Source organism: Bacteroides sp. UBA939 (assembly GCF_002293435.1).
In the GTDB taxonomy this organism is placed as follows: domain Bacteria; phylum Bacteroidota; class Bacteroidia; order Bacteroidales; family Bacteroidaceae; genus Bacteroides.
Window position 1 is genome coordinate 1 of record NZ_DBDF01000166.1, and the last position, 14,756, is coordinate 14,756.

Consider the following 14,756-nt stretch of genomic DNA (forward strand, 5'->3'; position numbering starts at 1 on the left):
GGTACTCCTCCTCCCAGGAGGAGAAGCAAGTTACTCCTGCTTATAGACTCTTGAAGCATGAATAATACAAGCTAACTCCTGAAGCATGAATAACGCAGACTAACTCCCCTAACTCCTGAAGCATGAATTATTCAGGTTAGCAGAATGACACTTTGTATTTTTAGTCGACTGAGAATGCCGTATTTCCGTCCGGAGAGAAAGATGGTTGGAAATATCGAAGTAAAAATCCGTATCTTACTGACACATAGAGAAATATCGAAATACGTACATCTCTAAAAAAATGCGGAAGACCTCTCCCTGAGGGATTATTAATGGGCTATTTCCACCGGATATGTGTGGCTTTTGTACGGGCTATATGTGGTTCACGTACGGGCTATATGTGGTTCACGAACGGGCTATATGTGGTTCGCACACCATATATATGCGGTTCACGAACGGGATATATGCCGTTCGTGCACGGAATATTGCCGTTCACGCTCCACCTATTATGGTTCGCGCAGCAGGCAAAGATTTATTGCATAAATCCCGTATATCTGCCACTTTTACACGAAATATCTGCATATATATTCAAAACATTGCATCTATAGCTTCTATTTCTTCTTCTTTCGCAAAATGCAGTGTTAGGAAAAAGACATCTTAGCTATCTTTTTGCAAAGCATCATCGCCTTCAGGCTACATATTGCCAATTCAACGTATTTGTCTCCCGACGCACAACTACAAAACAAATCGATAAGAATCCCATTTATAGAAAACGTTTGCATAACATAATCAAGGTATATAATAGCAAAGTAACAATAGCTTTCCCTGCTATTTGCTTATCTTAGCAGAATAAATACCAATATAATAATGAAAAGCTAATATCATGAGAAAATTATTCTTCATTTTGGGAACATTCTTACTTTCCCTCAGTACGCATGCCGCTATGAGTGTAGACAAAATTGACCCGCCATGCTGGTACACCGGAATGCAAAATCCCGAGCTTCAACTTATGGTCTACGGCGAAGGTATTGGCGACGCTTCTGTTTCTGTCAACCACCCCGGTGTTTCTTTAAGCAGTACCGTAAGATTAGAAAGCCCTAACTACCTGCTCGTTTACCTGAGACTGGAAAAAGACGTCCTCCCCGGTAAGGTAGCGCTTACTTTCACCCAGGGCAAAAAGAAAATCGTCAAGGAGTATGAACTGAAAGCACGCAGCAAAACAGGTTGCGAACATAAAGGATTCGATGCTTCCGACGCCCTCTACTTACTGATGCCTGACCGTTTCGCCAATGGAAACCCCGGCAATGACCAGCTTCCGGGTATGGCGGAATATAAAGTAGACCGTAACGACCCGAATGCGCGCCACGGCGGCGACCTCGCAGGTATCGAACAACATCTGGATTATTTCTCAGACTTGGGCATAACAGCACTTTGGTTCACCCCCGTACTGGAAAACAATATGACCGGAGGCTCCTATCACGGTTACGCCACCACCGATTATTACAAAGTCGACCCACGCTTCGGTACCAATGAAGAGTACAAACAATTAATCGACAAGTGCCACGCCCGCGGTATAAAGATTGTGATGGATATGATTTTCAACCACTGCGGCGTAGAGCATCCATGGATTAAAGACATGCCGTCAAAAGATTGGTTCAACAATCCCGATCACGAAACGAATTTCGTGCAGACTTCTTTCAAACTGACTCCACACGTTGACCCTTATACGTCACAATACGATTTCAACCAGATGAACGACGGCTGGTTTGTTCCCTCCATGCCCGACCTCAACCAGAAGAATCCGCACGTGTACCGTTATCTATTGCAAAACAGCTTCTGGTGGATTGAGTATGCCGACGTCGATGGCATTCGTATGGACACTTATCCGTATGCCGACTACGACGCCATGAGTAACTGGATGAAAGAGTTGAACGAAGAGTACCCCAACTACAATACCGTAGGCGAAACCTGGGTTACCGAACCGGCTTATACCGCCTGGTGGCAAAAGGATTCCAAACTTTCTGCTCCGAAGAACAGCAACCTGAAAACGGTTATGGACTTCAGTTTCTTCGATAGAATCAATACTGCCAAGACTGAACAGACAGAAACATGGTTCAAAGGTCTGGACCGTGTGTACAACAGTTTCGTGTACGACTTCCTCTATCCTAATCCGTCGTCCATCCTGGCTTTCATCGAAAACCATGATACCGACCGCTTCCTTGGTGAGGGCAACAACCTGCCGATGCTGAAGCAAGCCTCCACCCTTTTGCTTACGACCCACCGCATCCCGCAACTTTATTACGGAACGGAAGTTATGATGAACGGTGTAAAGAGTAAGAGTGACGGCTATGTACGTAAGGACTTCCCCGGCGGTTGGGCTGATGATAAGGAAACTGCCCTTACAATGGCGGGGCGCACCGAGTTGCAAAACGAGTGCTACAATTTCTATAAAACAATACTGAACTGGCGTAAAGGAAACGAGGTAATGGCCAAGGGTAGCATGACACAATTCATGATACAGAACGGTGTTTACGCATATAGCCGCCAATACGAAGGCAAGACGGTGCTTGTAATGCTAAACGGTACGGATACTGAGACAACCGTACCGTTGAAGTTCTACAAGGAAGTATTGAAGGACAGCAAACAAGGGAAAGACGTCTTGAGCGGAAGGACTATCGCTTTTGGTGAAGCTTTAACTATGGGGCCAAGGGAATCACTCGTTATTGAGTTATAACTATATTCCTTAACTGAAAGTAGAATCTATTCTTTAGAGGTATTATTGTAGCTACTCAGGAATGCTAATTACTCAAGTTCGCATGTTATTTATCTTGTAGTAGTATTTCTATTCTCCTCCTCCCGGGAGGAGGAGAATAGAAATACTACTGATTAGCTAAGGAATATTATAAGTAGCTACGTATTATTGCAGATAAACATTTCGTTTTGAGAGCTTCTCAATTTATAGGCGCCAGCTAATTCCCCACTCCACTTCTATATGATGCCTGCGAAAACGCTTGGAGTAACTGTCCTCAATTTCATTTGTCAGCAAATTCCGTTTTTGGTAGGTCTGTGTACCCTTCGACAGAGGCAGAAAGTATTTCACGCCCAGTGAGGAATACATTCTGCGGGACAGACGTCTATAAAATATTGCTGAAGTTAGCAAAGAACCGGTTGCTCCCAACTTCTGCTCATAATTTATGTTATGAACCATATTTGTATTCTTCTCTTTCAAATCAAAAGAGTATGAATGATCTTCTTCAACTACAAAATAGAAGCCCATAGAAAGTTGTAAATCCCATGACAGTTTATTCAAACGGTAAGTAGCCCCAATGGAATAAGAAATAGGCATTTCAGAATCATACCCATCTTCATTCTTTATGTAATGAGTGTTTTGGTATGGGACTTTTAGCTTGTTAACATCGTTACCCCCCGGTATATTTATATGCATACCGGTGAATACCCCCCAATGTGGCACAGGAAAAAAGGTATATGTAAAATTCGTGGTAAAGGTAGGAGTTAAGGAAGTCCAAGAAGGTATATCCTGAAGAGGCTTAAATATTCCATTGCTTACACTGAGCTGATGACGTGAAATCTTGTTCTGCGCCTGTAAGTTCACCGCATTCAACAACCCTACTATCACTAACAATCCGATATAAATCTTTCTCATCTGTTATTCCTCCCTTTGTTCTAATGTTATCTCGTCTGTTTCGGCTGTAAACTCCTTCCCGGCAGTAGTCTTGATTACTACCTTAAACTTGTGTACTCCAGCTTGAGGAAGTGTACCGGGCAGAGGCACTTTATAAAAAATGCTCCCGTCAATAGTACGCGAATAATCTTTCAACTGACCTCCCAGAGATAAAGGATAGTCGACAAACATACCGGACACATCAGTACCAGCCTGATGAGACTCATCATAAGAATGAAGTGAAATAATCTGCACAGTAGTAATGGTATCTTTCAACACGTAGTAATGGTATCCTTCGTTTATAAACTCTTCTATATAATCAAAGTCCAGGGATATTTTCAGCATATAGGCCTGACGAGATACTACTCCATCTGTCGGCAAGCAAGGGTAATCACCGGTATTGTCAAGATGTTCCAAATCTTTAATACCTGTCAAGGCAATCGGATAATCAACGCGATCATCGTCTTCATAACAAGTCGTTGCCGTACATAATAGAAAGAGCAACGCTAATACAACTGACTGTTTATGTTTCATATTCTTAGTTTTAAGTGAACAATCCGTATTCGCTTTCTTCTTAAATGCAGCGAATCATGAAATACTGCATAAAAAAATCCCTCACAGTATCTACTGCAAGGGATTTCCTTTATTTCAGATGTATTATCTTATTCAGCCAGTTTGTTCTCAGAACCCAGCACATTAATGATTTTGTGCTTGTACAGTTTCTCCATATTGTCACGAGCCGGACCCAGGTACTTACGCGGGTCAAATTCTGCCGGTTTCTCAGCAAACACTTTGCGGATGGCAGCAGTCATTGCCAGACGAGAGTCTGAGTCAATATTGATTTTGCAAACAGCAGACTTGGCAGCTTTACGTAATTCATCTTCAGGAATACCGATGGCAGCTTCCAGTTTACCACCATATTTATTAATGGTCTCAATCTCTTCCTCAGGAACAGAAGAAGAACCGTGCAATACGATGGGGAATCCCGGAAGTTTCTCCATAACAGCATCCAATACTTCGAATGCCAAAGGAGGGGGTACCAAACGACCGGTCTTCGGGTCTACGTGGCACTGTTCGGGTTTGAATTTGTAAGCGCCGTGAGAAGTACCGATTGAGATGGCCAAAGAATCGCAACCTGTACGAGTAGCAAAGTCGATAACTTCTTCCGGGTCAGTATATGTATGATGTTCAGCAGATACTTCATCTTCCACACCTGCCAAAACGCCAAGTTCGCCTTCTACGGTTACATCGAACTGGTGGGCATACTCAACTACTTTCTTCGTCAAAGCAACGTTGTCTTCATAAGGAAGATGAGAACCGTCAATCATTACCGATGAGAATCCGGAATCAATGCAGCTCTTGCAGGTTTCAAAAGTATCTCCATGATCAAGGTGAAGAACTATTTCAGGATGTTGGCAACCTAATTCCTTAGCATATTCCACAGCTCCCTGAGCCATATAACGCAGCAATGTAGCATTAGCATATTGGCGGGCACCTTTAGAAACCTGAAGAATAACCGGAGACTTAGTCTCAACCGCAGCTTTAATAATAGCCTGCATTTGTTCCATATTGTTAAAGTTGAATGCAGGGATTGCATATCCACCTTTGATAGCCTTCGCAAACATTTCTTTTGTATTTACGAGACCCAAATCTTTGTAATTAACCATTTTGTTTAAAGTTTATTGTTAGTGAATGAAAATTCTACGCAAAAGTAAGCATTATCCTCTAAACATGAGAACTGGTATAGAATAAATTATCGCCTTATCCTTGCCTAAACTATTCTATTTTAAAGCTATTGGACGATATTGGCAGACGATTGTAATCTCTATGTTACAAACTCCTTTCATCTGTTGTTTTCATCAAGTTCTTCCGGATTGCCCTGATTGTATAACAAAAAACCGGAAAGCAAGTTTAACTTTCCGGTTCTTATTTACACATTATTATATAGCAGAGTTATTGCAGATTTATGTTCGTACATGCACGTGCGCGCAATCCATACTCACTTCCTTAAATAAATGATAGTAGGGAAATGGTCGCTGTAACCATTCAACCACGTACGCCCTCCATGTGTACGCAGAAGCGTCCCTTTGTATTTACCGTCTTGTTGAATCAGATAATCACGGATAAACACTTCATTATGGTCGTACTTCAATCCTTTTTTAGCCTTTAGCAAAGGTTTGGAGATAACAATCTGGTCGAACAAGTTCCATTCACCACGATATAATATGGTTCCAACGCCTTTATTTTCCAATGTTTCCCACCAAGGATTATATAGTTCTCCTTTTTTAACCTGCTTCGGGTACTTACGTGCACCCAATACTTGCAGGCTTTCATCCATAGGGTCGTCATTCAGATCTCCCATCACAATCAACTTCAATTTCTTATCTTCACGCATCAAAGAATCTTTCAATGCTTTCACCTGATTGGCAGCATGCACACGTACAGGAGGCTCGGCGCCACGAGACGGCCAATGGTTGACGATAAAACAAACCCGCTCACCAGCCAGCAGTCCGTCTACAACCAGAAAACCCCGTGTTAAATGTACTGTGTCTCCTTCAAAAGGAACAGAGGGTATCAACTTTGAATGAGTAACAGTAAATTGTTCCGGGTCATAAAGTAAAGCACAGTCAATGCCTCGCTTATCAGGCCCTTCATAATGTATAAACTTGTAATTGGAGATAGCCGGCTGGATCACCAAGTCTGCTAACACCTGGCTGTTCTCAACTTCCACCACACCAATAACAGCTGCTCCTTCGGATATCCGATCACGAGAGATTTCATTTAAGACTTTAGCCATATTCTTCAACTTAGCTTCATATTTTTCAGCAGTCCATTTATACCGGCCCTCGGGTAAGAATTCATAGTCATCCTTATTTGCGTCATGAATCGTATCAAACAAGTTTTCAAGATTATAAAATGCGACACTATACAGATTACGTTCCTTCTGCTGAGCTCCCGCTGTCGCAACGCAAAGCCAGATAGAAAATAGGATAAATAGTTTCTTCATGCTAAATACAAATTAAATGCTATGCAAAAATCTGAAATAAAAAGCGATAAACCTATTTTTTTTCAAATCTTTTTTCTTATTCAGAGAAAAGCGTTATCTTTGCGCTCTGAAAATGAAGACCATTACACTATTTATTACCAAAATAGTAACCGAATAATAAATTAAAAACAAATATTGAAATGAAAAAAGGTATTCATCCCGAAAATTACCGCCCGGTAGTATTCAAAGATATGTCTAATGGTGACATGTTCTTGTCTCGTTCAACTGTAAATACGAAAGAGACTATCGAATTTGAAGGTGAAACTTATCCGTTGGTAAAGGTTGAAATTTCTAATACTTCTCACCCGTTCTATACAGGTAAGTCTACATTGGTTGATACAGCCGGTCGTGTTGATAAGTTCATGAGCCGTTACGGTGACCGTAAGAAGAAATAAATTTGGCTTTTTATAAAGCTAAAAAAGGAGACTTTAATTAAAGTCTCCTTTTTTGTTGTATGACATTTTTTATTATAGAAATACCCCTTAAATTTACTACGTAGTAGTGTCTAAACTACTACGTAGTAATTGCTCAACTACTACTAAGTAATTGACTAACTACTACTAAGTAGTTGGCCAACTACTACTAAGTAATTTATCAGGCATTACTAAGCAGTTTACGAATCACTACATAGGCAAGGTTTCTTTCAGAGGGGCTTATTGTCTATTTCATTATCTTACAAACCTGTATACCGCCATCTTCCATATAAGCCCGTGCCATATAACAACCTGCGGGCAAAGCAGACAAGCCAACGGAAGTACAGTTTTCCTGCGCCATCACTAACATGCCATTAACCGAGTACACTTCTATCCTTTTAGCTTCTCCAGCGGGAAGTACCAGGGTGTCCATTCTCTTATTGTAATATACCAATGGTTGTCCTGCATCAGGAGCAATCATCTCAATTCCTGTCAACGTCGGTATGAAGTTAGTAAGGAGTCTGAACTCATGGGCGGGAATAGTTAATGTTTGCCCTGTCGAAGTGATACTCAACAATTCATTATTTTTCAATACTTCATACCAGTTACCCACTTTCGGAAAGGTGACAGAAAAACTCTTATCTGATAGCGTGAAGTTTCCGACAATTACGAGAGACTTGGTACCGTCGGCAGTAGTCGCAGTCAGGGTACGTCCATTGTCCCAATCGGCATTTGTGGCTTTCCAACTAAAGGAAGCATTCGACGCAAACAGTTCAGGGTATGAATGACGCAAATCCAAAAGGGCGGCGTAAGTATCATATAACTTCTTCCGGTCGGCATTTTCAAAATAATCCCACCGTATTGGTTTCGGGTCTGTACGGTATGCACCATCCGCATTATACTGGCTACCGGTGGAATTGTTGTTGATGGAAAAATCATAACCTAACTCTCCAAACTGCCAAACCATCTTCGGCCCCGGTACGGTAAGGAAGAAAGCAGCATTGGTAGCCAACCTCTTCATACGAGTATTGAGGTTAATATTATTGCTGACAGTAGGACTTGCTGCATTATTCACACTCGTAGTGGATGCGATTACACCCGTATTTCCCCACTTCCAGGCTTTGAAGCCCATTCGCTCCTCATCATGGCTTTCCATATATCCCACCAAACTGCCGGCAGGCATACCGGTACCCGCATATATACCGGTGAACGCAGTATTACTGCCGCCCGAGGATTTCCATCCCATAGCGCTTTCACAGTATGCCGCATTCTCATTGCGCCACAATAAAATACCATCTTCTGCCAATCGTTTTTCTTCATCGGCTGCCGCCAAATGTTCGAAAATGACATAAGCGCCCGGCTGGCGTTTCTGTACAGCCGCCGTTATACGTTTCAGATTGGTGATACGTGCTTCGTCAGGTCCGTTCGCCCAATCATTTACGCCATAGGGAGTGTTGGAGAAACCTTTTGTAAAGTCATAACGGAAACCGTCTATTTTGTATTCCGACATCCAGAAGCTTGCCACACTATCTACCAAGGCCTTAGTATATTCACTGTCATGGTTAAAATCATATCCCCAGGACAAACCCGGATTCTTTATATTCGATTCCTTGTTGTACCACGGGTTATTAACCGAAGGTTTACCGTCGGCATCTCTATATAAAAGGTAGAAAGGAGACTGACCGAAGCTATGGTTCAACACAAGGTCAATGATAACAGCCATGCCCTGTTTATGGCACTCATCTACAAAAGCTTTTAAATCATTCTTTGTTCCGTAATACTTGTCAACCGCAAAATAGAATGAAGGATTATATCCCCAACTGCTGTTTCCCTCAAATTCATTGACGGGCATCAACTCGACAGCATTGATACCCAGTTCTTTCAAGTACGTCAGTTTATCTTTGGCTGCATTGAACGTATGTTCTTTCGTGAAATCACGGATTAGCATCTCATATATAATCAGTTGGTCGGAAGCTGGACGTTCAAAGTTCTTCACTTGCCAATTATAGGATGTTTGATCTGTTTGCAGTACCGATACGATACCTTCTGCCTTACCTGTCGGATAGACTTTCAGATTCGGGTATGTTGCATTATCAATATATGAATCATTCCACGGATCCAATACCTTGTCCGTATAAGGATCGGCTACATAAACAGAGCCATCCACTAAATATTGGAAAGCATACTCTTTTCCTTTCTCCAAGCCGGTAAGAGTAATCCAGAAGTATTCACCATCCTGTTTCAGTTGTGATTCAGGCACTGGCGTCCAGTCGTTAAAATCGCCTACAACGTACACATACTTTTTGTGCGGAGCCTGCAATACCAGAGTAGCTTCCGTATCGCTGATATAATTAATGCCGGGACGTACTCCGCCGGGCATTGCTTCTGAAGTACTCGTACCCTTCAGTACACTTACTTCTTGTGTTACAGATACAGTATTACCGTTAGCAGTAGCTTCTGCTTTTAGCGTATAGTTTCCTCCTTCAGTAAATGTATAAGATTTAGATATTGTAGTAACATTATTCTCCGTTGCAATTTCTGCAGAACCTACAAAAAGCTTCAAAGTAGAAGCGGCGGAAGCAGAAGCCTGTATGGTAAGCGCGGTACCGGTAGTCAGATTATCTTTTCCGGAGGGTTGGTCGAAGCGGACGGTTAAGCCTGCGGTATGTACTTCCACAAAGATATCTGTTGCACCTGTATCTTTCCCTTCCTTAGTGCCATCCGAACTACGAAAGACGAAAGCCATCTGCTTGATGGTTTCACTTGCCGGAACTCCATAATACGCCCGGATATTGGGAGTAATCTTCAACTCCCATTTATCATTTCCCAATCGAGTCATTTTAGCTTTAGGAAGATTGACTGCCCAGCCGGCAACTGCATACTTCCAGTCGGAACCACCGGCACTTTTATTAGTTATCACACCGGTATGCGCATATACATCTCCGGTAAAGCTTTTCAGTCCCGCTGTACCCTTCGTTGCATCAAAAATAATAGTAACCTCATCATTCTCCGTAGGAAAAGCCGGAGTGGTAGTTACAATTTGTGCCTGCATGGATACAATTGCCAACAAACAAGTAAGTAAGGAGTAAAGTCTTCTCATTCGGTATCAATTATTGGTTAATGGCTCAAAAGTACAATCGTTATCCGAAACTATCAAGCTACCGGAATAGAAGCGGAAGAAGAAGTCATGCAACCGTTTGCATTACACATAAGAAACAAAAAGACCGTGTCAAAAGTTTAAGCCTACTATCCTTCATCTGCGGATAACACGGATAACACAGATTAGGTTTTAATTAGATCTGCGTTATCCGTGTTATCCTGCGGATGAAAAATAGTTTTTTGACAGGCTACTTTACTTGCGGAACGGCGGGCGAACTACTACCGCTTTCAGCTTACGCCCACGCATATCAATACAGATTTCCGTACCGGCTTTAGCATATTCCGGTTTTACATATCCCATACCGATACCGATTTTACGAGTCGGCGACATTGTACCCGAAGTTACCACACCGATAGCCTCACCATCCGCACTGAACAATTCGTACCCATGACGGGGAATACCTCGATCTATCATTTCAAAACCTACGAGTTTACGAACCGTACCTTCCGCTTTTTGTTTCTCCAATGCCGGACGGTTAATAAAGTTCTTGCCCTCAATGAATTTGGTAATCCATCCCAAACCTGCTTCAATCGGCGAAGTTGTATCATCCAAATCATTGCCGTACAAACAAAAGCCCATCTCCAAACGAAGCGTATCACGGGCACCCAATCCTATTGGCTTTATTCCGAATTCAGCGCCTGCCTCAAACACTGCATCCCAAATCTTCATGGCAGCTTCCGGATAAAAATAAAGTTCAAAACCTCCAGCTCCGGTATAGCCGGTATTGGAGATGATTACGTCTTTCTCACCGGCAAATTCTCCATGCGTGAAAGTATAATACGGAAGCGTAGCCAAATCAATACTTGTCAACTTCTGTAAAGTAAGAATCGCTTTTGGCCCCTGCACTGCAAGTTGCGCCATGCGGTCGGAGGCGTTTTCCAATTCAGCGCCTTCGGTATTATGTAACACGCACCATTCCCAGTCTTTTTCTATATTCGATGCATTCACTACCAGCAGATATTTTTCCGGCTCGTAATGATAAACCAATAAATCGTCTACGATACCGCCATCCTCATTAGGGAAACAAGTATATTGTACTTTACCCGGAGTCAAGGCAGCTACATTGTTTGATGTCACTTTTTGGAGGAAAGCCAAAGCGTTGGGACCTTTCACCCAAAATTCTCCCATGTGGGAGACATCGAACACACCGACATTGTTGCAGACGGTTGTATGTTCATCAATAATGCCGGAATATTCTATCGGCATATTATATCCTGCAAATTCATGCATCTTCGCACCGAGCGAAATGTGTTTCTCGGTAAATGGAGTGGTTTTCATTTCTATTAAGGGATTAATTATTAGTATTACAAAATGATTATTTTACAGCTACAAGCTCCGCAATCTTCACGATAACCTTCATTGCCTTCTCCATGCTTTGAACAGGTATAAACTCATATCGTCCGTGGAAATTCAGACCTCCGCCAAAGATATTGGGACAAGGTAATCCTTTGAAAGAGAGTTGCGCACCATCCGTACCGCCACGGATAGGTTTCACATTGGGTTTCACGCCTACGGCTTCCATTGCGGCAAAAGCTGTGTCGATGATATGCATCACCGGTTCAATCTTCTCGCGCATATTATAGTATTGGTCACGGAGTTCGAGTGTCGCCGTACCTTCACCATACTCCGCGTTGATGTTACGGACAAACTGTTCCATCTCTCTCTTACGGCTTTCAAAACGTTCGCGGTCATGATCGCGGATAATGTAGGAAACCGTAGTCTGTTCCACATTGCCATCGAAGCTGATAAGATGATAGAAACCTTGATAGCCTTCGGTATGTTCCGGCGTTTCATGTTCGGGAAGCATGGCGCAGAAACGATTGGCAACCCGGATAGAGTTTATCATTTTATTCTTGGCATATCCCGGATGCACATTGCGCCCTTTGAAAATTATCTTGGCGGCAGCTGCATTGAAGTTCTCAAATTCCAGTTCACCTGCTTCTCCGCCGTCCATCGTATAGGCCCATTCACAGCCAAACTTCTCTACGTCAAACTTATGCGCTCCTAACCCTATTTCTTCATCCGGATTGAAACCGATGCGGATTTTACCATGTTTGATTTCGGGATGTTCTTTCAGGTATGCGATAGCCGAGATTATTTCAGCGATGCCGGCCTTATCGTCCGCTCCCAGCAAAGTTTTACCATTGGTAACAATCAGGTCTTCACCTTTATGACTGAGCAGTTCGGGGAACTGAGCGGGTGAAAGAATCACATTCTCTTCTTTACAAAGTACGATATCCGAGCCGTCATAGTTCTGTACGATGCGGGGTGATACGTCCTTACCGCTCATATCCGGGCTTGTATCTACATGGGCAATGAAGCCGATAGTGGGTACTGTTCTATCAATATTTGACGGAAGCGTGGCAAACAGATAACCGTGCTTATCCAGGGTTATTTCTTCCAGACCCAAAGACTCTAATTCTTCTTTCAGGTATTCGGCAAATACCATTTGTCCCGGAGTACTTGGAGTAACTCCTGCCTCTTCGTTGGACTGAGTATCAAAACTTACATACTTCAAAAAACGTTCTACTAAAGTCATAATATTTACGATTTAATATTTTATAATCTGCTACTGATACATCAACTGTCAATCAGCAACTTTAAAAGAGTGCCGTAAAGGTAGAAAAAGAGGCATGAATAGCAAAGCAATTCACACCTCTTTTTACAAAACGTTAGTATTTTAATTAATTAGAAATAACTACTTCCATCAAAGCAATGCGTACAAACCTTACATTTCGGCAATCCGATGGCTTCAATCAATGTTTCCAGAGTATTGAACTTTAAGGAGGTGAGTCCAAAACGTTCGGCTATAATGCTGATCATCTTCTCATATTCCGGGGAACCGCTAATGATATATTTCTCAAGATTTTTATCAGAATCTCCTTCCAACTCCTTGATTATGCGGCGCGTAATGAGTTCCATGTGACTCTTAGAAGCCGTAAAGCCGACGTATGGGCAAGCATAAACCAGCGGCGGGCAAGCAACGCGGATATGTACTTCCTTGGCGCCGTATTCATACAATACTTTCACATTATCGCGCAACTGCGTGCCGCGTACAATTGAATCGTCGCAAAACAGCAATCGTTTACCTTCAAGCAAAGCACGGTTTGGTATCAATTTCATCTTTGCAACCAAAGTGCGCATTTCTTGTTTGCTCGGAGTAAAACTGCGCGGCCACGTGGGCGTGTACTTGGAAATAGCACGGTGATAAGGAACTCCTTTTCCTTTGGCATACCCCAGAGCCATACCTACACCCGAATCGGGAATACCACAGGCGCAATCCACTTCCGAATTATCTTTTTCTCCCATCTTCACACCGCAGGCAAAACGCACGTCCTCTACATTACGGCCTTCGTAACAGGAAGTGGGAAAGCCGTAGTACACCCACAGGAAAGCGCAAATCTGCATATCTTCTTGCGGCTTCCGCATTTGTTCCACTCCGTTGGCTGTTAAGCGAACAATCTCGCCGGGTCCCAAGTAGCGTTCCATTTCATAACCCAGATTAGGGAAGCTGCTGGACTCGCTGGTAGCGGCATAAGCGCCTTCTTTCCGGCCGATAACAATGGGAGTGCGTCCCAGTTTATCACGAGCGGCAATGATACTTCCGTCTTCTGTGAGCAACAACATGGAACAGGAACCTTTGATACGGTTGTATACGTTTTCTATTCCTTCCACGAAGTTTTTTCCTTGTATGATGAGCAGTGAGATAAGTTCGGTTTGATTGGTTTTGCCGGAGCTAAGTTCGGCGAAGTGCATGTTTTGCGAGAGTAATTCGGCTTCTATTTCATCCATGTTCACGATTTTGGCTACCGTAACGATGGCGAAGCGTCCGAGGTGGGAGTTGATGATGATAGGTTGCGGGTCTGTATCGCTAATGATGCCGATACCGGAATTGCCTTTGAACTTATCCAGTTCGTCTTCGAACTTAGTGCGGAAATATGTACTTTCCAGGTTGTGGATGGAGCGGGCAAATGCTTCCTTTTCTACATCATAAGTGGCAAGACCTCCTCGTTTGGTTCCTAAATGTGAATTATAATCCGTACCGTAAAACAAATCCGCCACACAGTTCACCGTGGATACTGTACCGAAAAATCCTCCCATAAATCTCTATTCTTAGTTATTGATTTTAGTATTGAGGACGCAAAGGTACAAAGAAGTTTCTTCTTCACGTCACTTTCAACCTACACAATTTCTAAAAAAACTTATTTTTAGGCGGGAGCCTGAACATCGGATTGAACATTTTGTTTAATTCGCAGAATAAAACGAAATGCTTACTTGTGTAGATGAGGCTAATTGATAATTTGTTAAGAGGTGGTTGGTGGTTGGTAGTAAGTAGTTAGTAGTTAGTAGTTAGTAGTTAGTAGTCGGTAGTCAGTAGTCAGTAGTCGGTAGTTAGTAGTTAGTAGTTAGTAGTTAGTAGTTAGTAGTTAGTGATTAGTGATTAGTGATTAGGATTTAGTGATTAGCAAGAGTATC

The 14,756-nt window shown here is 42.6% G+C and carries 10 protein-coding genes; 2 read left to right on the forward strand and 8 right to left on the reverse strand.

Annotated elements, in window-relative coordinates:
• Window positions 1-862: 862 nt before the first annotated feature.
• Entirely contained in the window at window positions 863-2,713 is a 1,851-nt protein-coding gene (locus tag B2Z67_RS10515; protein WP_291529786.1) for a glycoside hydrolase family 13 protein, read from the forward strand.
• A 222-nt stretch (window positions 2,714-2,935) separates the two neighbouring features.
• Here B2Z67_RS10515 and B2Z67_RS10520 read toward each other — a convergent pair whose 3' ends face one another.
• The 4 genes from B2Z67_RS10520 to B2Z67_RS10535 form a co-directional block, all read right to left on the reverse strand.
• Entirely contained in the window at window positions 2,936-3,643 is a 708-nt protein-coding gene (locus B2Z67_RS10520) for a hypothetical protein (protein ID WP_291529787.1), read from the reverse strand.
• A gap of 3 nt (window positions 3,644-3,646) precedes the next feature.
• Window positions 3,647-4,195 carry a DUF5034 domain-containing protein gene (locus tag B2Z67_RS10525; RefSeq protein ID WP_291529788.1) on the reverse strand — a complete coding sequence of 183 codons (549 nt, stop codon included), beginning with the start codon at window positions 4,193-4,195 and terminating at the stop codon, window positions 3,647-3,649.
• Window positions 4,196-4,323: 128 nt separating this feature from the next.
• Window positions 4,324-5,328 (reverse strand): class II fructose-bisphosphate aldolase, encoded by a 1,005-nt coding sequence (locus tag B2Z67_RS10530; protein ID WP_291529789.1) that lies wholly within the window; start codon window positions 5,326-5,328, stop codon window positions 4,324-4,326.
• Between the two features lie 332 nt (window positions 5,329-5,660).
• Complete coding sequence (locus B2Z67_RS10535; protein WP_291529790.1) at window positions 5,661-6,668, reverse strand: endonuclease/exonuclease/phosphatase family protein; 1,008 nt, start codon at window positions 6,666-6,668, stop codon at window positions 5,661-5,663.
• A 179-nt stretch (window positions 6,669-6,847) separates the two neighbouring features.
• On the opposite strand from B2Z67_RS10535, the gene B2Z67_RS10540 reads away from it, so the two are divergent.
• Window positions 6,848-7,102 (forward strand): type B 50S ribosomal protein L31, encoded by a 255-nt coding sequence (locus B2Z67_RS10540; protein ID WP_291529791.1) that lies wholly within the window; start codon window positions 6,848-6,850, stop codon window positions 7,100-7,102.
• A 265-nt stretch (window positions 7,103-7,367) separates the two neighbouring features.
• Here the strand turns inward: B2Z67_RS10540 and B2Z67_RS10545 are convergent, their stop codons facing one another.
• The 4 genes from B2Z67_RS10545 to B2Z67_RS10560 all read right to left on the reverse strand — a co-directional run bounded on the left by B2Z67_RS10545 (window position 7,368) and on the right by B2Z67_RS10560 (window position 14,381).
• A complete protein-coding gene (locus B2Z67_RS10545; RefSeq protein WP_291529792.1) occupies window positions 7,368-10,220 on the reverse strand; it encodes an alpha-amylase family glycosyl hydrolase in 2,853 nt (950 codons plus the stop codon).
• 252 nt (window positions 10,221-10,472) lie between these two features.
• A complete protein-coding gene (gene gcvT / locus B2Z67_RS10550; RefSeq protein WP_291529793.1) occupies window positions 10,473-11,558 on the reverse strand; it encodes a glycine cleavage system aminomethyltransferase GcvT in 1,086 nt (361 codons plus the stop codon).
• A gap of 37 nt (window positions 11,559-11,595) precedes the next feature.
• Window positions 11,596-12,819, reverse strand: coding sequence for a peptidase T (gene pepT / locus B2Z67_RS10555; RefSeq protein ID WP_291529794.1), 1,224 nt, complete (start codon window positions 12,817-12,819; stop codon window positions 11,596-11,598).
• 149 nt (window positions 12,820-12,968) lie between these two features.
• A complete protein-coding gene (locus B2Z67_RS10560; RefSeq protein WP_291529795.1) occupies window positions 12,969-14,381 on the reverse strand; it encodes an amidophosphoribosyltransferase in 1,413 nt (470 codons plus the stop codon).
• Window positions 14,382-14,756 lie beyond the last annotated feature (375 nt).